Annotated in this window: 15 protein-coding genes; 12 read left to right on the top strand and 3 right to left on the bottom strand. The window is 44.5% G+C overall.

The features are described from left to right. From G632_RS0108210 to G632_RS21120, 7 genes are all read left to right on the top strand, one after another. Entirely contained in the window at window positions 1-1,218 is a 1,218-nt protein-coding gene (locus G632_RS0108210; protein WP_022768540.1) for an ABC transporter permease, read from the top strand. Between the two features lie 46 nt (window positions 1,219-1,264). After that, window positions 1,265-4,855 carry a DUF5717 family protein gene (locus tag G632_RS0108205; RefSeq protein WP_155828868.1) on the top strand — a complete coding sequence of 1,197 codons (3,591 nt, stop codon included), beginning with the start codon at window positions 1,265-1,267 and terminating at the stop codon, window positions 4,853-4,855. Between the two features lie 6 nt (window positions 4,856-4,861). Next, entirely contained in the window at window positions 4,862-6,160 is a 1,299-nt protein-coding gene (locus tag G632_RS0108200) for a DUF5716 family protein (RefSeq protein WP_022768538.1), read from the top strand. A gap of 6 nt (window positions 6,161-6,166) precedes the next feature. Further along, a complete protein-coding gene (locus tag G632_RS0108195) occupies window positions 6,167-7,009 on the top strand; it encodes a hypothetical protein (protein ID WP_022768537.1) in 843 nt (280 codons plus the stop codon). Next, window positions 7,009-8,187 (top strand): hypothetical protein, encoded by a 1,179-nt coding sequence (locus G632_RS0108190; protein WP_022768536.1) that lies wholly within the window; start codon window positions 7,009-7,011, stop codon window positions 8,185-8,187. The genes G632_RS0108195 and G632_RS0108190 overlap by 1 nt, the downstream gene beginning before the upstream one ends. 239 nt (window positions 8,188-8,426) lie before the next feature. Then, on the top strand, window positions 8,427-8,774 hold the full coding sequence (locus G632_RS21125; RefSeq protein ID WP_022768535.1) for a PepSY domain-containing protein: 348 nt from the start codon (window positions 8,427-8,429) through the stop codon (window positions 8,772-8,774). Window positions 8,775-9,022: 248 nt separating this feature from the next. Beyond that, complete coding sequence (locus tag G632_RS21120; protein WP_022768534.1) at window positions 9,023-12,502, top strand: sensor domain-containing diguanylate cyclase; 3,480 nt, start codon at window positions 9,023-9,025, stop codon at window positions 12,500-12,502. Between the two features lie 17 nt (window positions 12,503-12,519). Here the strand turns inward: G632_RS21120 and G632_RS0108170 are convergent, their stop codons facing one another. Then, window positions 12,520-14,361, bottom strand: coding sequence for a diguanylate cyclase (locus tag G632_RS0108170; RefSeq protein ID WP_022768533.1), 1,842 nt, complete (start codon window positions 14,359-14,361; stop codon window positions 12,520-12,522). Between the two features lie 71 nt (window positions 14,362-14,432). Further along, window positions 14,433-15,614, bottom strand: coding sequence for an aldo/keto reductase (locus G632_RS0108165; RefSeq protein ID WP_022768532.1), 1,182 nt, complete (start codon window positions 15,612-15,614; stop codon window positions 14,433-14,435). Window positions 15,615-15,772: 158 nt separating this feature from the next. Here G632_RS0108165 and G632_RS0108160 point away from each other — a divergent pair, with 158 nt between their 5' ends. The 3 genes from G632_RS0108160 (at window position 15,773) to G632_RS19330 (ending at window position 19,512) form a co-directional block, all read left to right on the top strand. Next, on the top strand, window positions 15,773-16,894 hold the full coding sequence (locus G632_RS0108160) for an aldo/keto reductase (protein WP_026512472.1): 1,122 nt from the start codon (window positions 15,773-15,775) through the stop codon (window positions 16,892-16,894). 127 nt (window positions 16,895-17,021) lie between these two features. Beyond that, window positions 17,022-18,551 carry a Na+/H+ antiporter NhaC family protein gene (locus G632_RS0108155; protein WP_022768530.1) on the top strand — a complete coding sequence of 510 codons (1,530 nt, stop codon included), beginning with the start codon at window positions 17,022-17,024 and terminating at the stop codon, window positions 18,549-18,551. Between the two features lie 10 nt (window positions 18,552-18,561). Next, a complete protein-coding gene (locus tag G632_RS19330) occupies window positions 18,562-19,512 on the top strand; it encodes a GTP-binding protein (protein ID WP_022768529.1) in 951 nt (316 codons plus the stop codon). Between the two features lie 86 nt (window positions 19,513-19,598). On the opposite strand, the gene trxA is transcribed toward G632_RS19330, so the two are convergent. Beyond that, window positions 19,599-19,916: a thioredoxin gene (gene trxA, locus G632_RS0108145; protein ID WP_022768528.1), complete on the bottom strand. Its 318-nt coding sequence runs from the start codon at window positions 19,914-19,916 to the stop codon at window positions 19,599-19,601. Window positions 19,917-20,086: 170 nt separating this feature from the next. On the opposite strand from trxA, the gene G632_RS0108140 reads away from it, so the two are divergent. Both G632_RS0108140 and G632_RS0108135 read left to right on the top strand, forming a co-directional pair. Further along, window positions 20,087-20,641 (top strand): DUF3990 domain-containing protein, encoded by a 555-nt coding sequence (locus tag G632_RS0108140; protein ID WP_022768527.1) that lies wholly within the window; start codon window positions 20,087-20,089, stop codon window positions 20,639-20,641. A gap of 93 nt (window positions 20,642-20,734) precedes the next feature. Continuing rightward, window positions 20,735-21,319, top strand: a complete 585-nt coding sequence (locus tag G632_RS0108135) for a hypothetical protein (RefSeq protein ID WP_022768526.1) — start codon at window positions 20,735-20,737, stop codon at window positions 21,317-21,319. Window positions 21,320-21,562 lie beyond the last annotated feature (243 nt).

Genomic DNA, 21,562 nt, shown 5'->3' with positions numbered 1-21,562 from the left:
ATGGGAACATTTGGAGAGTATATAAAAAGTGCTCTGTCAAGCATACGCACCAACAAGGGAAAATCATTTCTTACCATGCTTGGCATCATCATAGGTATTTCAGCGGTACTTATCGTGCTCATCATAGGCGATGGCATGAAGGCTACTGTCAACAGTGAGATTGATTCCCTGGGAGCTGCTACAATAACAGTTTCTTTGGATGACACCAAGACAGATAAAACCTTTACCAGACAGCAGTTTGAGAACATAGAAGAAAACATTGATAACATCTACGGAGTATCGCCCTCTCTTTCTGTTTGGGGAAATACCAAAGGAAAAAAGCAGGAAATTTATGAAGTGAGTATAGATGGCGGAGATACTGCCTCACAGTATGCTTCGGGTATGGAAATGCTTCACGGAAGATACTACAATGAAGCAGATGTGGAAGACGGCAAGAAAGTCCTTGTAGTAAGCCAGATGTTTGCAAATCTTGTATTCGGCTATGAAGAGGTAGTCGGACAGACTCTGGAGATTACGGCATATGATATCACACAGGAGTTTACCATAGTCGGAGTAAGAGAAGATACTCCTTTGGATGTTGCATATGCAAGCTTTGGCGAGGATACGATCATCGGCGCAAACGCACCTTATACAAGTCTTTGCGAAGCCTATAAATTTGATGTGGATAAAGAGTTCAATTCATTCAAGATATATCTGGACAGCGACTATAAGGATGCGGTTCTGGGCCAGACCAGAGCAGTTGTTGAAAACATAATGGAGCTCAGGGGAGAGAATTGTGTAAAGATCTCATCCGGCGCAGGCTTTGATCAGACCACCAACAGTATTCTTAACATCATCACATCAGTAGTTGCCATAATTGCAGCGATATCTCTTTTGGTAGGCGGAATCGGGGTTATGAATATCATGACGGTTTCCGTTACTGAGAGAACAAGAGAGATCGGAATCAGGAAGTCCCTCGGAGCAAGGACATCTTCAATTCTTACCCAGTTCCTTGCGGAGGCATCAATCCTGACTTTTACCGGCGGAATCATAGGAATTATCTTTGGAATAAGTGTATCTTTCCTTATTTGTAAGATAATCGGTTTCTCGTTCTCGGTAAATCCGCTTCTGGTACTTGCAGTCGTTGCCATTTCAACCGCCATCGGACTGTTCTTTGGCATTTATCCCGCCAAAAGAGCAGCAAATCTTGATCCTATAGAAGCACTCCGTACAGAGTAAATTTATGGTATACTTAACACTATAAATTGTTTTTTTGGGGTGAATCGTGAGAGAAATTATTGATCAGCTTTTACAGGGGAAATATATGTATGCCCAGAGAAGCCTGGACTTCTCAACGGGCCGTGTTGAGCTGAATTTAGAGCCCGGAGAGATCATCGAGGGCTCTTTTACCATATTTGGACCTGAGAATACGCCGATCTACGGCAAGGTTTCATCAACAGAGATCAGAATGGAAGTCCTCACCGGAGATTTTTCGGGATCTCCTTACGAGGTTTCTTACAGGTTTAATGCCAAGGGAATGTCCCAGGGGGATGTTCTTAAGGGGCAGTTCAGGATCATATCCAATCAGGGAGAATTCGTTCTTCCCTTCGTAGCCACTGTGCGTCTGGATCACATAGCATCCAGTCTCGGTGACATCAAGAATCTATTTCATTTTGCAAATTTAGCCAAGACAAATTGGGATGAGGCGGTAAGCCTCTTTTATTCCCGTGACTTTATTTCGGTCTTCAAGGGAAACGATGCCCAGTACGAGAGCCTCTACAGAGGTCTGTGTGTTGGCAGTGATAACGTTCAGAACGTTGAGGAGTTCCTCATCTCCATCAACAAGAAACAGCCGGTCCAGTTCATGCCGGATCAGGAGGAACTTCAGATAGACTTCACAGGTCTTTCCCATGAACACGGGATTCTCATCACCAGAAACGGCTGGGGATACACGCATCTTTTGGCTGACGTAGACGGTGACTTCATTACGCTGGATAAATATGAGATCGGAGAGGATGACTTTACCGGTTCTTCCTGCAGACTCAAAGTAAGGCTGCGCACAGACAAGCTCCATGAGGGCAACAACTTCGGCAGGATCACTTTCCACAATAACTTTGTGAAGGTAGTGCTTCCCGTGACCGTATCTGTTGAGCTTGAACAGAGGCATCTTACAGCCGACTATCAGGAGATGAAGAAACTCACGGTAGAGCTGGTCAAGGTCTACGAGAACTTCAGCTGCAAGAAGATCACATCAAGGGCATGGCTGTCTGAAACCGGCAAGATAATTGCCAAGATGAATGCCATCGACGATAAGGACTTAGAGGTCAGGCTCTACACAGCTCATTATTACATCACAGCCGGCAGGACCAACGAGGGCAAGTGGATCCTTGATCAGGCGGCAAAAGAGGCACTGGAAGCCCCGGGAGATACACTCTACAGCTATTATCTCTACCTGACAACTCTCTGCAGCAGAGAGGATGCCTTCATCAATGATGTTTCCGAGAGACTTGAGGGAATCTTTAGAAGAAATCCTGACAACTGGCGAATCGCCTGGCTCTTACAATACATTTCGGATGAGTACACCACCAGCAGTCCCAGAAAGTGGATGATGCTGGAGGAACAGTTTACTCTGGGCTGCAGAAGTCCAATCCTGTACCTTGAGGCCATGAATCTTTTAAATGATTCACCCTCAATATTAACTCGCCTCGATGAATACGAGCTCTACGTTCTTGAGTACGGAGCCAAGAAGCAGATAATCAGCTTAAATCTGATAGACCAGATCGTATATCTTGCTATCCGTGTCCGCAACTTTGACAAGAGGCTCTTCAGGATACTTAAGGCCTGCTACGAGATCAAGGAAAACGACGAGGTTTTAGAGTCCATCGTCTCTCTCCTTATCAAGGGCGGTAAGACCGAAAGCTTCGCCTTCGAGTGGTACAGAAAGGGCGTTGAGAGAGAACTTCGCATAACAAGGCTCTATGAGTACTACATGATGTCCATCTACACTGATGAGAATGGGCTTCTTCCGTGCGAGATAAACAAGATGGTACTGATGTATTTCTCGTACCAGAGCGACCTTGAATACGACAAGAACGCAATACTTTACAGATATATCCACGAGCACAGGGAGGACTATCCTGAGCTCTATGAGTCATACGTACCTCAGATCGAGAAGTACCTCATGGCTCAGCTGGACAAGGGCAGAGTTACCAAGGACCTTGGCTATCTTTACAAGAACCTTCTCACAAGACAGATGGTTGACGCAGCCAATGCTTCCAAGGTGCTCTCAGTTCTTTATACCTCACAGATCATTGTCCCGGATAAAAGAATTAACGGTGTGATCGTAGTCTACGACAAGTGCGAGAGAGAGATGCGCTATCCGGTAGTCGACGGAGAGGCCTTCGTTCCGCTTTATGGCAGCGACTATGCAGTTCTTTTGACTGATCACGAGGACAACAGGTATGCATCCAGCATTCCTTACACAAACATAAGGCTCATGCTTCCGGGCAAGCTTTCTTCATACGCGATTCCATATATCCAGAAGGGAAAAGAAAATCTGGATCTGTTTTTGTGCGACCTTGGTAAGAACGCCTACACCATCGATATGGACAACGTCGGCAGATACAGAGATCTTGCCAGCTCGGAACTGGTGCGCAAGAGCTGCAGGAACGAGATAAGAGGAAACCTCGTTCACTTCTACTACGACAACGATTTTACAAGGCAGCTCACAGAGTATCTGCTTGATATAAGTCCTGAAGACCTCACAACTACTGAGCGCGGAGAGATCCTGGAACTCATGGTAATGGCAGGGCTTTATGAGAGAGCGCTTGAATGGGTCAAGGAATATGGCACTTACGGCATAGATGCCAAGGTAATACTTCGTCTGTGCGTAAGGCTACTTGACAGGGGAATGCTTGATTTTGGGGCAAAAGAGCTTGAGATCGCCCACTACGCTTTTGCAAACGGAAAGTATGACGAGCAGCTCCTTAGCTACCTCATTTCCGGATATAACGGAACCATCAAGGAGATGAGGGATATCTGGAAGGCATCCGAGTCCTTTGGACTTGATACCTATAACCTGGCTGAGAGAATGCTTGTTCAGATGCTCTTTAGCGGATCCTACATCGGAGAGAAGATCGATGTGTTCAGGAACTATGTAAGCAGCGGAGCTAATACGGACATCGAGATGGCTTTCATAACTCAGAGTGCCTATGATTACTTCGTACACGGGACAGTCATCGACAGATATATATTCGACCGCACAGAAAAGCTCACGCTTGAAAACATGAGATTGGCTGAGGTGTGCAAGCTGGCATATCTTCGCTATTACGCTACGGACAAACGGTCTGATGAGGAGATCAACGAGAAGGTTGCCGCAGCCTATATGAGGGAGCTTCTTTCAAAAGAGATATTCTTCCCCTTCTATACAGAGTACGAGGAACTGCTTCCCGATATGGTGCAGTTTATTGATAAGACCATGATAGAGTACAGGTCTGTTCCGGGAAGACACTGTATCGTTCATTACAGACTCGATGACGATGCAGTTGGCGAGTACAGAACAGCCGAGATGAAAGAGATGTTTGAAGGCATCTATGTCACTGAGTTCATTCTCTTCTTCGGAGAGCAGATGCAGTACTACATCACTGAGGACGGCCAGGAAGAGGGGGCTTTGACTGAGAGCGGAACCATCCAGAAGAGTGACATCACAGGAGGACGCACAGCATCAAGATACAGCCTTATCAACGACATCATGATAGGTGAGACCCTTCAGGATTATGATACTGTGGATGCTTTGATCGGTGAGTACTACAAGAAGAAATACATTTGCGAGAAACTGTTCACCCCGCTTGATCAGCAGCTGAGTGAGGAAGGATAAGATTTTATGTTGTTTGGAAATTCTGATACAAGGCGCTTTGTGCTGGGATATGATCTGGGAGAGAAGGTCTCTCAGATAAGCTATCTGGCATCTGATGCAGATATGCCTGAGACTCTCTCGGTACTGGCCGGCTCAGAACTTTATAATATTCCCACGATCCTTTGTAAGAGGAAGGACGTAAATCAGTGGTTCTACGGCAAAGAAGCCGTAAGGCACATCGATGACGGTGACGGATACGAGGTGAGCGGACTTATCGCAGCAGCCAAGGAAGGAAAGCCTGTTGCTGTGGGAAACACCGAGTATGATCCGATAGCTCTTTTGACCCTGTTTGTGAAAAGAAGTTTATCCCTTCTGTCCATGGAAGTTTCTCTTGATAACGTGGATGCGATCATGTTTACCGTAAGAAGCCTTGACCACAGAATGGTTCAGGTTTTGAATGCTGTGACAACTGCGCTTGAGCTTAAGACTCCAAATGTCTTTTACCAGAGCCATGAGGAGAGCTTTTACAACTATATGCTTTATCAGCCCGAGGATCTTACCCATCACACAGTCCTTGCCTGTGACTATGACCATGAGGAACTCTCAGTATATGAGATGGACCTCAATTATAAGACGAAGCCCGTTGTTGCAACTATAGATGTTAAGACCTTTGATGATCTGTGGCTTGATGAGGGCTTTCCAAAGGAGGCAGCTCTTTTCCACAAGACCTGTGAGAGGCTCGATGACGAGTTCCTTACCATTATGCAGAAGGTCTGCGGTGAGAAGATCATTTCAACGATCTTCCTTTTGGGAGACGGCTTCAGGGAGAAGTGGCCAAAGAGATCCCTTGAGTTCCTCTGCAGGACCAGAAGGGTCTTCCAGGGCAACAACCTCTTCAGCAAGGGAGCCAGCATCGCTGCAAGGGAGAGAATACGCCCCAGTGGCAATACAAACAGGTTTGTTTTCCTCGGTGAGGACAAGCTCAAGGCCAACCTTGGAATGAAGCTTTTAAAGTGCGGAACGGAAGTGTATCATGCACTTCTTGATGCCGGTGTTAACTGGTATGAGGCCGGTACAAGTTTTGATATAATCATGGACCCCAGCGGAATCTTGAATATTGAGGTAACGCCCCTTACAGGCAAGACTCCGAGGATTGTCCAGTTATATCTGGATGGCCTTGAAAAGAGACCTCCGAGGGCTACAAGACTTCGCATTGCGCTCAGCATGGGAAGTGTCAATGAAGTAAATGTCAAGGTCACGGATCTTGGCTTTGGTGAGCTGTTCCCGGCCACCGGAAAAGTATGGGAGCAGACGATTGAGGTGTGATAGTTTATGAGTAAACCAATTCTTTGCATAGGACGATATGCAGAAAATCCATATCACATAGAGAAGATTGGCAGAAACGTGTACTGCATCGAAGAACTGTGCTACTGCATAGTTCAGAATGCGTTCCTTCTGGATGAAGATAGCTTTGACGAAGAGCTCTTTGACTGGATCGAATCAGAGTGCTGTCTTCAAAAGCTTGCCGATGAACTGCGCAGCATGGCGGCCAAGAGGTGCTCCATGGCTTCACTTGCAGGAACCATCCTTGATTACGTAGGGTACAACACCAGGAAAGAGGTGGACAAGACCGAGGAGATACTTAGAGGCAACGCCGGCATGGACGTCTACAAAAAGAAACTTCAGCGTGCGGATTTCCTCATGAAGAATGACAGGTTCACACAGGCGTTTAAGGAGTATGAATTTCTTTTGCACAATACTCCTGACATCGATCTGAAGCTCAGGGCCTATATCAAGCACAACGAGGGAGTTATGTATGCAAGGCTGTTTTTGTTCGACAAGGCAGCAGCCGTGTTTAAATCTGCTTATGAGGACAGTGGGAACAGGGAATCCTACCTGCAGTATCTGGCGGCGATCAGGATGAGCCTGTCGAATAAAGAGTATGTGTCTTTTATCGCAGATTCAGACGAAGCCTATGAGGCATCAATGGAGCTTGAGAGCAGGATGAAGGAAGCGGAGGAGCTCTATGCATCAAGCAAGGACAACCTGATGCTCAGGACTCTGGCTGTGTACAAGGCTGAGAGCAAGATGCACGAGTATTATGATCAGGTGGGCGAGATCACCGATGAGATGAAACTTACATACAAAGAACTGGTAAAAGATAAGGTGAAGTGATGGGCTTATTTGATATCTTAAAAAGCAGCGACAAACGCGATGACTGGGCAAAAGAGACCAAGCTCCAGGACTGGAACGACATTGTCTACACCAGAAAGGATGTGGATATAGATGATCCGGTCCAGAGAAGAGAGTATATAGGGAGCTGTCTGCAGCAGATGCAGGAAGCTTCAAAAGAACTCGAAGCCCTGGAAATGGAGTACAACGATGTGACTTCGCACCTTCGTGACATGGAGGAGATTGATGCTCTTCCACCGGAGCAGAGGGCGGAGATCAATGAGTGCGCCAAAAAGATCTTAGAGTCCCAGGAGCAGCAGGATAAGTTTGACAGGCGAAAGAGCCGCATGACGGATGCGGAGTTTGAGCATATGGAGCGCCTTCAGTCAGGTGCCAAGGAAGGCGCCAAGAAGCTTGCTGAAGCCGAAGATTACCAGAAAAAGATAAGGAACGATTTAAAGCGCCTGGACAGTGAGCGTGAGGCCTATATTTATCAGGAGGATGATATCCTTACGGCGGTGGAAAATGACAGGAAGCTTATAATTGCTATCTCCATTGCACTGGTGGTTATCATGATCTTCCTATTGTTCCTGCAGTTCGGACTGGGACTGAATGTTGTCTATGGCTACATGGTGACATTCCTTCTTGCAGCAGTGGCAGTGACATATCTGTACATCCATCAGAGCAACGCTGCATCTGAGCTCAAGGTGGTCACTAAGTCCATTTCAAGGCTCATCATGCTGCAGAATCAGGTCAAGATACGATACGTCAACAATACGAACCTTATAGATTACCTGTGCCTTAAGTACGGTGTGAATACGTCAAAAGAGCTTACGGACATGTACGGCAAATATCTCCAGGAGAGAAATGAGCGCGCCAAGGTTGAGGATGCAAGAAGGCTTCTTGATTCCAACCAGAAGGACCTCGTCTATATGCTTAGGCACTTCAGAGTCAAGGATCCTGACATCTGGATCCATCAGGTGGAGGCACTTCTTGATCACAACGAAGAAGTTGAAATAAGACACAGCCTCAATGTACAGCGTCAGTCCCTGCGAAAGCGCATGGAGTACAACCGCGATATTGTAGCCGGCAATGCCAAGGCTGAGATCGAGGATATGGCAAGACAGTATCCCAAGTATACGCAGGAGATACTGGATATGGTTTCAAGATATGAAGATTGATTTACCGGAGCCTTCGGGCTCCGGTTTTTTGTTTGAAGAGTCAGTGAGTCAGTGGGGACGTTTCAGTTTGACTCATTTTGCGCGGCAAAATGAGTCAAACTGAAACGTCCCCACTGACTCACTGACTCTTCAAAACCTGTGTGACAGTTGTGTGATATTGGCGGTGATAAGATTACATCAAGATAAAACAAAACAAACCAAGCAACACAAAAGTCGCACAGAGAAAAGGAGAAAAAGTTATGAAGAAGATTATCGCATTGGCAGCAGCAATTGTTACATCATTAGTTATCGTATTACCTATCGTTCCACCAACAAAAGCACTTGCAGCAACACCTGAAGCAGTTAAGACAGTAGCTCCCATGAAGGTTGCAGGAGTAGCATCCGGAGTTACAAAGAGCCAGGCTCTTGAGATCGCATTAAAGGATGCCGGATATGAGATGGCAGACACTCTTTATACAAAAGTTAAAAAAGACCGTGATGACGGCATGGAAGTTTACGAAGTAGAATTCAGAGTTGGATTCGTAGAGTATGAATATGAGATAGAAGTAGCTTCCGGTCTGATCATCAGCTTTGACATAGATGACTGAGTTTTAACTCAGCAGAGAAATTGATTACGATTTTACCGAACACTTCTTAATCATAATTTTCTCTCTCTCTTAGGAAACAGGGAACGCCATCATGGCGCTCCCTGTTTCCATGTTAAGACGGCCTAAATAAGTTTATTACATTTTAATATATTAATATATTACCTTGCCTAAAATTTTGTCACCTGTTTACCGTTTGTGATAAAATGTAATATAGATAATGATGTGCATCTAAATGTCGGAGGCTTTAAGTGGAAAAATATCGGTATGACAGCACGACATTCAAAATATTGGAGAGCACCAGCGTACCTTTTGCTGTATATCAGTATATAAACAAGCGTCTGGTGACCATTCTATTATCTCAGGGATTCCTGGACTTTTACGGATATGAAAACAAACAGGACACCTATGATCTGATGGATAACGACATGTTCAGGGATATTCATCCCGACGATGTGGCGTTTATTGCTGATGCTTCACATAGGTTTTTGGAAGATGATGATCCCTATGATGTAATCTACAGATCGAAGATTCATGGTGAGTACAGGATAATTCATTCCTACGGAAGACATATCTACAAAGAAGACGGCACAAGGCTTGAGATGTGCTGGTACACGGACCACGGCCCATTTGTTGAAAGTTCGGAATTTAAAGAAGATGGAAGTATAGCATCAGCACTTAGCATTGCCATCATGGATAGGAGTGCAAACAGAACCTTAAGCTATGACTATCTGACGGGCTTCCCTTCAATGACAAACTACTTTGAGCTTGCGAATGAAGGCTGCAGGGTCATGAGAGAAAGTGGCAGGACACCTGTCATCTTGTTCCTTGATTTTAATGGCATGAAGAGCTACAACCAGAAATACGGCATGGAAGAGGGAGACCGTTTTCTGGTAGCTTTTTCAAGAATCCTTATAGATCATTTCAGCAGCAATAACTGCAGTAGGTTCAGCGCGGATCACTTCTGCGTCTACACGGATTCTGAGGGTGTAGAGGATGTCTGCCAGACTATCATCGAACAGTCCAAGAATATCAATGGCGGCAAAACAATGCCTCTTAGAGTCGGTGTCTATTACTATGACAGCGACGATGTCACCATAAGTGCAGCCTGTGACAGGGCCAAGCTTGCCTGCGATTCTGACAAGAAGACTTATGATGCCCATATCTATTACTTTGATAAGGCCATGATCGCTGCCCTTGATAAGCAGCGCTATATCGTGGAAAATCTGGACAGAGCCCTGGAAGAAGAGTGGATTCAGGTTTATCATCAGCCTATCTTCAGAGCAGCCAACGACCATATCTGTAACGAGGAGGCTCTTGCAAGATGGATCGATCCGGAGAAAGGCCTGATAAGCCCTCAGGATTTTGTTCCTGTGCTTGAGGAAGCCAACAGTGTATATAAGCTCGACCTTTACATGGTTGATAAAGTCCTTGAAAAGATGCAGGGACAGATGGCACACGGAGTTTATGTGGTGCCTGAATCCGTCAATTTCTCCAGGTCTGATTTCTATACCTGCGATCTTGTGGAGGAAATAAGAAGCCGTGTCGATAAATCAGGGCTTGGCAGGGATAAGCTGATCATTGAGATTACTGAAAGTGCCCTGGCAGACGACATTGATTACATGACCGTTCAGATAAAAAGGTTTAAAGAGCTTGGATTTACTGTGTGGATGGATGACTATGGCAGTGGATATTCATCACCTGTAATTTTGCTGAAGATCCCATTTGACCTTATTAAGCTGGATATGCTCTTTGTGAGCCAGATTGATGAGAGCAGGAGTGGAAGGATCATAGTCACAGAGATTGTGAGAATGGCTATGGCTCTTGGACTGGAGACTATCGCCGAGGGTGTGGAGACTGAAAAACAGGCGGAGTTCCTTAAGGAAATCGGCTGTACGAAGCTACAGGGCTTCTTATTTGCAAAACCGCTCTCACTGGATGAAATATTCGAAAAGAGAGAGACGATAAGTGCAGAGATGTTCGAAAATCCTGCAGAGACGGATTACTATGCTCAGATTGGTAATGTCAATCTCTACGATCTGTCTATCTCCAAGTCGGATGATGATAAGCTGTTAAATTACTTTGATACCATGCCAATGGTACTGGTAGAGGTTGGGGAAAAGACATTATCCATTTGCAGATGTAATGAATCCTTCAAGAAGTTCTTAGATAAATCCTTCCCGGGACGCCTTGAAAGAAGAAAATTCAATGTCGGAAAATATGAGAATATTCCGGGAAACTATACGCTTAATGCAATCGTTCAGTGCGCTATAGAGGGAAGAAGAACCTTTATAGATGATATAACAGAAGATGGCAGAAGCATTCAGCTGTTCATGAGAAGAGTTGCCGTCAATCCTATTACAGGTGACAGTGCAGTTGCAATTGTTATTCTGTCTATTTCTGATGGTTCTAAAGCTGATACAGGCCTTACCTACAATTATATTGCCCGTGCTCTTTCTGAGGACTATGTAAATATGTACTTTGTAAAGATGGATACCGGCGATTTCATAGAATATGCTCCGGATGGTTATAACAGTGAAATAACAGTGGAAAGACACGGCAATAACTTCTTTGAAGAATGCAAGAAGGATGCTCAGAAACAGCTATATAAGGATGATATAGATGAGTTCTTCAATGTTTTCAACAAGGAGTACATCGAAAAGAGTCTTAAGGAGAACGGCACTTTTACACATACCTACAGGCTTATGAGAGATGGTGAACCTGTTTATGTTAACATGAAGATTGTTGCGATAAGAAACAGGAAGAATGAGATCATTATTGGTGTTAACAATGTTGATGCCCAGATGAAACAGAAGGAAGCCATCGAAAAGCTCAGGGAGGAGAGTCTTATATATTCAAGGATCAGTGCTCTTTCCGGAGATTATATGGCTATCTACATCATTGATCCTGCGACAGATGAATACGCGCTGTACAGCTCCAAGGAATTCTACGCAACTTTAGGTACTCCGGAACAGGGACCTGACTTTTTCAATAAAGCCGTAAAGGCCGGTGAAAAAGTCATCTTCAAGGATGATTATGCGCTCTTTAGCAGCAGACTTAACAAGGAGAATGTACTAAGGCACATAGAGGAAGACGGTATCTTTACACTTAATTACAGGCTGATGATAGATAAAAAGCCTGTATACGTCCAGATAAGAGCGAACCTTATCCATGAGAATTCCGAAGACCGAATCATTATGGGAATTTTAAATGTTGATAGGGAGACCAGGAAGGAACAGGAATATAACTTCAATCTGATGGCAGCAAGGGAAGAAGCCAACATTGATGAGCTTACAGGAGTAAAGAATAAGCATGCCTACCTGGATATGGAAGAGGTCATCAATAATCAGATTAATGAAGGTGCATGTCCTGAATTTGCCATTGCAGTCTTTGATCTCAATAACCTTAAGGCCATAAATGATACTAAGGGACATCAGGCCGGTGACAGATATATCAAGGACGGATGCAAGATCATCTGCAAGACATTTACCCACAGCCCGGTATTCAGGCTTGGAGGCGATGAGTTCGCTGTTATAGTAGACGGCGAAGACTATGATAATCTGGAAGCAAATATGGAAAAGATCGCAAAGATCAATCAAAAGAACATGACCACCGGAAAGGTCGTGATCGCAGCCGGAGCCTCCAGATTTGCCAGAGACAAAAATGTGGCCGCTGTATTTAAGAGAGCGGACAAGAGCATGTATGAAAATAAGGCAGAGCTTAAAAGCTAAATAAGAAAAGCAGTCGATCATCTCGACTGCTTTTTTATTTTATACATTTCTTCATCAGCGGCATTGATAGCCTTATTAAGGTCCATATTACTATCAAATTTTGTGACGTAATAACCTATGGCGGCTGAGACCTTAAGGCCAAGCTCCTTGGAGTCTTTCTGAAGGTCTTTATCAACGCCGGCTTTTATCTTTTCGGGATCGCAGGGACCTATGATAAAAGCAACCATTTCATCGCCTCCGTGCCTGAGGCACAGAGCATCCTCCGGACAATTGTCTTTTAACCTGGTTGCTACAGCCTTTATGGCAGAATCACCTGCCGAGTGGCCAAGGTTATCATTTATCTTCTTAAGGCCGTTTAGATCGGCCATGATGACCGTGGCATCTTTTCCGATGTTTTCCGGGTTTTCCTTCAAGTCCTCATACTTGGAGTAGAAGGCAAGTCTTGTATAGAATCCTGTGAGTGCGTCGTTCTGATACATTCGCTGGATCTTATCACGGATAAAGAGCTGGTAGCGCATGTTTATATAGCTGCCAAGACCCATGCCGATGGTGCTGGTAAGACTGGAAGTCTTGGAGTAATCGATCATGTCGTATCTTGGGAAGGAGTAGCAAATATAGCCCGGTGATTTGCTCATGTATTCAAGGGCGTTGAATATCAGAGGATATCCCTTTTCTATCAGCTCATCAAGATGTGGCACAACGGTATCCGGATCAAAAGGAGTTACTCTGTCCTCATCTATATATGAGTCATAAATGAGGATTTTATCTGTGGTGTCAGTATCTTCAAGGAAATAGTTAACTTCCTTGTTGAGGCAGGCAGCATCAAGAATGATACACATATTATTCGACAGAGGGCTTCGCAGGAAATCCAGGCAGTCCTCAAGAGAGTTACTGCTTATGATCCTGGAAGTGAAATCCTGCATTATATGGATGTCATCCTGGTGATGATAAAATCTGTTGTTAAAGCTGTGAACCGCGGAGATGGCGCTTGGAGTCATGCGCGGACAGCCACAGGATTCATTGGGCAAAAACTCAGGTATAACAGACTGATGCTGCAAACCTTTGCCTGCAAAAGTGTCTTTTACAACCTGTATAACAACCTTGGCAAGATCTACACTGCTGCATTTGGCGGTGGTAACGCCGGGGGTTGCAAGGGACGCTTCGTCAAGTCCGTCAAAACCAGTAACCATAACTTCCCCGGGAACCATGATCATGTGCGTGGTAAGAACATCACAGACGTTGATGGCCATGATGTCGTTGGCGCAGATGATGGCATCCGGAAGAACATCCCTTTTAATGATCTCTTCGGTAGCAGCTCTTGCAGGAACTGACCAGAAATCTCCGTAACTTAGCATGGAGTCATCGAAAGGAATGTTGTTCTCGGCAAGAACCTGTTTGAAAACATCAATTCGTTCGTCAGAGAATTTATTGTTATGCTTGCCGGCCATGAAATGAGGGCGCCTTGCCCCGTGCTCTTCAATGACATGCCTTACAACGGTCTCAAACCCCTTCCTGTAATCGAAGTTTATTGTGGACACATCGTCATACTCACCATCTATTACGATGGCCGGAACATTCGCCTTTTTTGCATTGTCGATGATCTTTCGAACAGTCTCTCTGCTCTTGATTTTCTCGTCCATTATGACGACAGCATCTACTTTATCAAAAGGAATGAGGTCATATACGGATGTTTCCGCAAGAAAGCCACACTTGTTGCCAATCTCGGCGTTTATGGCATAGATAAAAAGACGGCAGTCAAACTTACTTAAAAGGTTACTGAACTCCGTGATAAAGGTAAAAACCTGGGAGTCATGTATTCTGTATGTACATAAAGCAACAATTTTCTTACCGTTGATCATGATATTTACCTCTAGAGAAAATTATATCATAAAAACGTGGAGCAAATTAAGACTTACTCCACGTTTTATAGTTAACTTCTTAACATAAATTTCCTCACAATATTTATGCCGATCCTGTATGGAAGCGGGCGGATAACTCTGTCGGCTTCCTTTATTTTCTCTCTGATAGGAATGCTCTGTGGACAGTGCTGCTCACACTTTCCGCAGCCGATGCACTGTGTGGCAAAGGCAGGATCCTTTTTTAGACCAACAGTCTGAGCATACTCAAATCTTGCTGAGGACTTGCTGTCGACAGCTGTCATGTTGTAGCTCCTGAACAGTGCCGGAATATCTACGCCTCTTGGACACGGCATGCAGTATCTGCATCCGGTGCAGCCCACAAGCTCTGACTCTGAGATTATCTGTTTTACCTTATCTATAACTTCGAAGTCTTTTTCGGTAAAAGAGTCTGCTTTGGACGATGATGCGATCCTGCAGTTTTCTTCTACCATCTCTATGGAATTCATTCCTGAAAGAACACAGGTTACTTCTTTCTGATTCCAGAGCCAGCGAAGACCGTATTCAGCGGGTGTGTAGCCATTGTCCTGAGAAGCTATAAGGTCTTTTGCCTTCTGAGGAAGCTGATTTACAAGCTTACCACCGCGAAGAGGCTCCATAATGACAACAGGAATGTTTTTCTCTGCAGCATGTAAAAGACCTTTTCTTCCTGCCTGGGAGTGTTCATCCACGTAGTTGTACTGAATCTGGCAGAAATCCCAGTCATAGGCATCAAGGATTCCGATGAAATCTTCAGTGTTTCCGTGATAGGAAAATCCGATGTTCCTGATCTGACCGGAAGCCTTTTTCTCGGCAATCCATTCCTTGATTCCAACGTTCTCAAGCTTGTCCCACTGGTTCATGGCTGTCATGTGGTGCATGAGATAGTAGTCCACATGATCTGTGCGGAGGCGACGGAGCTCCTCATCAAAGTACCTGTCCAGTGCAGCTCTGCTTCCAACAAGGTATTGGGGAAGCTTGGTGGCGATGTTAATCTTGTCTCTGATGCCGTTGCGCTCTAAGATCTCGCCCAGCGCAGCTTCGCTTCCGGAATAAACATAGGCGGTATCGAAGTAATTGACACCGGCGTTGTAGGCGGCCATTATCTCTTTTTCTGCCTTATCGATGTCAATGCTGCCACCCTTTGTGGTGAATCTCATACATCCGTAGCCAAGGATGGATATGGGTTCACCGGTCTTACTTTGCCTGTACTCCATAATTGAAATCCCCTTTTATAAAAATAAAAAAATTGTCGTGTTAGCACAATATAATTGCATAAAATAGATACATTAATTTATAATGTCTATTGGCAATATTGTCAAGATAGTAGAGAATAAAGGATAATAAAAATGGCAATTATAAAAGGAGAATGACTATGAGTATTGATGTGAGCAAGATGCCAAAGCTTGGCTTTGGACTGATGAGACTGCCTGAGAATGACGGTGTTATCGATCATGAGCAGGTGTGCAGAATGGTAGATAAGTATCTTGAGGCAGGACTTACCTACTTCGATACAGCTTATGTTTACCACGGCGGAAAGAGCGAAGTTGAGGCAAGAGAAGCGCTGGTTAAGCGCCATCCCAGGGAGAGCTTTACACTGGCAACCAAGCTTCCTGCATGGGAAATCAAGAAGGAAGAAGATATAGAGAGAATCTTTAACGAACAGCTTGAGAGAGCAGGCGTTGACTATTTTGACTTCTATCTTCTTCATTCCATCGAGGAAGGCAACAACTACGACACTTATGTTAAGTACAACTGCTTTGAATGGGGGGTTAAGAAGAGAGAAGAGGGCAAGATCAAGCACTTTGGTTTCTCTTTCCACGGAAGCCCTGAGCTCCTTACTGAGATTGTTGACAATCATCCTGAGATTGAATTTGTACAGATCCAGTACAACTATCTGGACAGATCAAATCCTGTTGTAAGAAGCCAGGAACTTTACGAGATCCTCAAGGCAAGAAATATCCCCATGGTCATCATGGAGCCTGTTAAGGGCGGAGCTCTTGCCAAGATGGTACCTGAAGCAGAGGAGATGTTTAAGGCGGTAAGACCTGATAAATCAGTTGCATCCTGGGCACTTAGATTTGTAGCATCGCAGCCCGGCGTTATGACAATCCTTTCAGGTATGTCCGATGAGGCACAGATGGAGGATAACCTTAATACCTTCAAGAATTTCGAGCCTCTTTCAGAAGAAGAGCTTGCAGTAGTTAATAAGGTTACAGAGAAGCTCCTTGAGGTTCCTCAGATTGGCTGTACAGCCTGCAAGTACTGCTGCGACGGATGCCCGATGCAGATCAGCATTCCTGATGTATTCAGGACTATCAACACACTCCGTCGTCACCCGGATGACTGGCGATCCAAGAACTTCTACTCAGGACTTATCCAGAGAAGCGGAAAAGCCTCTGATTGTATAGCCTGTGGCCAGTGTGAGGGCGTATGCCCTCAGCATCTTCCTATCATCGATCTCATGAAGGAAGCAGCAGAAATACTGGGCCAGTAATCAGTAAATGGCAGATAGCGGGAGAAGACTGTAGGGTCTTCTCCCATTTTAGTGCTTTAAAGTATAGAAATTTCACCGCAGTAGATATATAATGGTTTTCATATAGTATATAAGGGGGAGAAAGAATATGTTTATTAACAGCTTCTGGTCACTGTTGCCGGCGATCATAGCCATCGCTTTGGCACTCATCACAAAAGAGGTTTATTCATCTCTTTTCATCGGAATTGTTGTTGGCGGAATGCTCTATTCGGGCTTTTCATTCACCGGCACCATCGAGCATGTCTTTGTGGACGGCATGATCACACAGCTCTCTGACAGCTGGAATGTGGGTATCCTCATTTTCCTGGTGGTTCTGGGAAGTATGGTTATGCTCATGAATCGTGCAGGTGGTTCTGCAGCCTTCGGAAAATGGGCGGTAGAGCATGTTAAGACCAAGGCCGGCGCTCAGATCGCCACAATTCTACTTGGTGTTCTCATCTTCATCGATGACTATTTCAACTGTCTCACAGTTGGTTCTGTTATGAGGCCTCTCACAGACAAACACAAGATCTCAAGAGAAAAGCTCGCGTACCTTATCGACGCAACAGCAGCACCTGTCTGCATCATCGCACCTATTTCTTCCTGGGCAGCAGCTGTTACAGGTTTCGTTGACGGGGCAAACGGACTGACTCTTTTCGTAAGGGCTATCCCCTACAATTTCTATGCGATCTTAACCATCGCAATGATGCTTACACTTACTCTGGCTGACTTCGACTTTGGACCTATGAAGAAGGTTGAGAGAGATTCTTTAAAAGAGCTTAAGGAAATGGCAGTAGGAAAAGAAGAACCTGCACCCGGTATGTCCGGTGCTACAGATCAGCCTCATCCTCCTGTTTCTACAAAGGGTAAGGTTATTCACCTGGTACTTCCCATCGTTGCACTCATCGTCTGCTGTGTCATCGGCATGATCTATACCGGCGGATTCTTTGAGGGCGAGAGCTTTATTGATGCTTTTTCAAATTCAGATGCTTCAGTCGGACTGGTTTACGGTTCTGTTGCAGCTCTTTTGATAACACAGATATTCTTCATGGCTACCAAGGTGCTCAACTTCACAGAGTGCATGAACACAATTTCAGAAGGCTTTAAGAGCATGGTTCCCGCCATCCTCATCCTTACATTTGCATGGACACTTAAGTCTATGACTGATTCACTCGGTGCAGCTGATTATGTTGCCGGAATGGTGCAGAACGTAGCAGGAAACGGTGCATTCATGAACTTCCTGCCTGCTATTGTATTTGCAGTAGGCGCATTCCTTGCCTTCGCTACAGGTACATCCTGGGGAACCTTCGGAATCCTTATTCCGATCGTAGTTAATGTATTTGGCGGCGATATGAATAACGAGCTCATGATCATTGCCATTTCTGCATGTATGGCAGGCGCTGTATGCGGAGATCACTGCTCACCTATTTCAGATACAACAATCATGGCAAGTGCAGGAGCTCAGTGTAATCACATCGGTCACGTTTCAACACAGCTTCCTTATGCACTTACAGCTGCTATTGTTTCAATGGTTGCATATATCTTTGCCGGCTTTATCAGAAACTGGCTCATCTGTCTGCCAATAGGCATTGCTCTTATGGTAGTTACGCTTCTGGCAATTAAAAAGGCGGATGCATAGGAGTCTGTAAATGGTCAAGATAGATCTGATAACGGGTTTTCTCGGATCAGGAAAAACTACATTCATTAAGGAATATGCCGGATACCTCATCTCAAAAGGTGAGAAGATCTGCATAATAGAGAATGACTATGGCGCTGTGAACATCGATATGGTCATGCTTCAGGACCTTCTTTCGGATAACTGCAACCTCGAGATGATCGTTGGAGGAGACGGCAAGGAGGCCCACAGAAGGCGATTCAGGACCAAGCTGATATCCATGGGCATGAGCGGATATGACAGAGTGCTGATCGAGCCCTCTGGAATTTATGACGTGGACGAGTTCTTCGATGTTCTCTATGACGAGCCACTTGATAGGTGGTACGAGATAGGTAACGTCATTTCCCTGGTGGACGCAGGAGCTGTTTTTTATCTCGGTGATTTTGAGAGATACATCTTCATGTCTGAGATCGCCTCTGCCGGGAAGCTTGTCTTTTCCAAACTGGATATGGTATCTGACAAAAAGGCCGTGCTTGATGCTGTAAATAAGATCATGGACGAGTTTGGCGGTAAGAGCTTTGATATGTCAAAAGACATTGTGGCAAAGCCTATAGATGAGTTTACACCGGATGACTTTGAAGCTCTTTGCAGCTGCGGATATCGGCATGCTTCTTACGTTAAGCTCCCCATAGAGGATAAGCAGTTTACACCGCTTTTTTATTTCGATGTAGCTATGCCTTTGGATAAGCTAAGGGAGATTGCGAAAGGTCTTTTAACCGATGCAAAAGCAGGGCATGTCATCAGGATCAAGGGCTTTGTTCAGATATCTGAGAATGAGCAGACAGAGCTTAACGCCACGGAAAAAGAGATTAAGACAACTCCGATAGTAAGCAGCAGAAATGTACTTATCGTGATCGGAGAGGGCCTTGATAAGGCATACATCAACAGTATTTTTAAAGATTACTGCTCGGTTGTGTCACTATAAGATTTGTGAAAAGGAAATGGGAGCCTCTGCTTCTGCAGAGACTCCCATTTTAGAGGGTTGTATTATGTGGAGTGGTGTTTGGCTAATTAAAGTGCGTCATCAAGCATCTTAGCAAGATTAGCCTGTGACATTGCTCCTGTGGAGCTGTTAAGTACTTCGCCATTCTTGAATACGATGAAACTGGGGATAGACATTACGCCATATTTAGCCGCTATAGCGTTGTTTTCATCGACGTTGAGTTTGCCGACCTTAACCTTGCCTTCGTATGTTTCTGCCATCTTCTCGACAACAGGCATCATCATTTTGCAAGGTCCGCACCAGTCAGCGTAAAAATCTACAAGAACGGGTGTATCACTACCGAGTACTTCTGCATCAAAATTTTCTTCTGTGAATCTGTATTCCATATGTTTGACCTCCAATTTGTAATTTATTTATCGTTAGTTGTTAGTGGTTTTCGTTTGCTGTGATTTTAATTTAACATATCACAATTAAATTGTCAACAATTAAATTGCAAATATTTTTGAAAATGTTATAATAGGCTTGTAACTGCTGATTGAATCAGGAGGTGAGCGAAATGATAAGAGTATATCACTCAGGATATGAAAAAATAAGAGAGCCTGATGTTCACAGAGGCCGTAAGAACGCAGATCTGGGCCAGGGCTTTTATACAACAGATAAAAGAGAATTTGCATGCCGGTGGGCAAGAGAAAAGACAGGTTCAGATATTTATGTTAATACTTATGAACTTGAGCTTGAGGGTCTTAATATAAAGAAATTCGAGAGAAATGAAGAGTGGTTTAGATATGTTTTTTCCAATAGAAGATCTATGCCTGACTATCTCTCTGAATATGATGTGATAATCGGACCTATTGCCAACGATACAATATATGATACTCTGGGAATCATGACCAGCGGGTATTTGTCAGACGACGAGGCCATGAAGCTTTTGTGCGTTGGACCCTGCTATCATCAGATCACTTTAAAGACTTTGAAGGCAGCAGAGCATCTTAGGTTTGTGTCTTCGGAAATCCTTTCCGGAGATGATATTGAAGCAAATAAAAAAATAATGGAAGTTGATGAAGAACAGTATTTGAGCGAGTTTACAAGAGTAATGGAGGAATTAAACTAGTATAATTCGCCAATTTAGTTGTTCTAATGGTACAAAAGTCCTGTATAATCATATTTGTATAAAAAAACTTTATGGTTTGAAAGGGGAAAAATTATGGACGAATATGCAGTACTTGCAGCACTTGGAGGATTTGTTGTAGTTCTTTTTATTATCGGTGTTGCTGTTTATCTTGTTGATGCGATCGGAAGATACAAGTACCTCAAGGTTCGCAATTATCAGAATGCATGGATGGGCTTTATTCCATTCGCAAATATCTATGCATGTGTAGAAGCTACTTACGGACCTTGCAACTTTATCAACCTTTACGGATGGAGAGCTCCTGCTTCAATTATTAAGCTTTGGGCAGTTGCTGTAACAGTTCTGTCATATGTAGTTAGTTATATACCTTATGTCGGAGACATCCTTACCCTTGTATTAACAGTTCTCAACATTGCCTTTTTGGTACAGCTGTTCAAAGATATGCTCGAGAGACTTGATGATCCTCAGACAACAGGATTTGCTATTTTAGCAAATATCATTACTATCATTGCATCAATCAAACTCCTAGCTTCTTCAAGCGCTCATGCACCTGCATCTCAGGACTGGCTGACAGACGCAAGAGTTCTTACTTCACAACAGACTCTTGACGGACCACTCAGCTTCCTGAACGGCTCAAACAACAATCAGGGCCAGCAGTAAATTGAATTTTGAAGGGCGTGACACCAATCGGTGCCACGCTCTTTTTATGTGTTTCGGCCCGCTGATCGCTCATTGTAGTTCGGAAATATGCCTGAGCCAAGGGCTGCCCGGGCGCCAAAGGGCGGCGCCCAGCGTACTGTCCCTTGACTCAGGCATATTTCAGAACTGCTTGGTCACTAAGCGGGCGCCGAGTTCTGAGGAATCTCATCCGCCGGCATTTTATGGCAGAAGAGGGGATTTCGG

The sequence above is a fragment of the Butyrivibrio sp. NC2007 genome (genome assembly GCF_000421405.1).
Classification (GTDB): domain Bacteria; phylum Bacillota; class Clostridia; order Lachnospirales; family Lachnospiraceae; genus Butyrivibrio.
Note: the sequence above shows the minus strand (reverse complement) of the source record. Positions and strands in the feature narration are given on the sequence as shown.

Coding starts and splice junctions, on each gene's coding strand:
- G632_RS0108210 (WP_022768540.1), top strand. CDS start 1: ATGGGAACATTTGGAGAGTATATAAAAAGTGCTCTGTCAAGCATACGC.
- G632_RS0108200 (WP_022768538.1), top strand. CDS start 4,862: ATGTTGTTTGGAAATTCTGATACAAGGCGCTTTGTGCTGGGATATGAT.
- G632_RS0108195 (WP_022768537.1), top strand. CDS start 6,167: ATGAGTAAACCAATTCTTTGCATAGGACGATATGCAGAAAATCCATAT.
- G632_RS0108190 (WP_022768536.1), top strand. CDS start 7,009: ATGGGCTTATTTGATATCTTAAAAAGCAGCGACAAACGCGATGACTGG.
- G632_RS21125 (WP_022768535.1), top strand. CDS start 8,427: ATGAAGAAGATTATCGCATTGGCAGCAGCAATTGTTACATCATTAGTT.
- G632_RS0108170 (WP_022768533.1), bottom strand. CDS start 14,361: ATGATCAACGGTAAGAAAATTGTTGCTTTATGTACATACAGAATACAT.
- G632_RS0108165 (WP_022768532.1), bottom strand. CDS start 15,614: ATGGAGTACAGGCAAAGTAAGACCGGTGAACCCATATCCATCCTTGGC.
- G632_RS0108160 (WP_026512472.1), top strand. CDS start 15,773: ATGAGTATTGATGTGAGCAAGATGCCAAAGCTTGGCTTTGGACTGATG.
- G632_RS0108155 (WP_022768530.1), top strand. CDS start 17,022: ATGTTTATTAACAGCTTCTGGTCACTGTTGCCGGCGATCATAGCCATC.
- G632_RS19330 (WP_022768529.1), top strand. CDS start 18,562: ATGGTCAAGATAGATCTGATAACGGGTTTTCTCGGATCAGGAAAAACT.
- trxA (WP_022768528.1), bottom strand. CDS start 19,916: ATGGAATACAGATTCACAGAAGAAAATTTTGATGCAGAAGTACTCGGT.
- G632_RS0108140 (WP_022768527.1), top strand. CDS start 20,087: ATGATAAGAGTATATCACTCAGGATATGAAAAAATAAGAGAGCCTGAT.
- G632_RS0108135 (WP_022768526.1), top strand. CDS start 20,735: ATGGACGAATATGCAGTACTTGCAGCACTTGGAGGATTTGTTGTAGTT.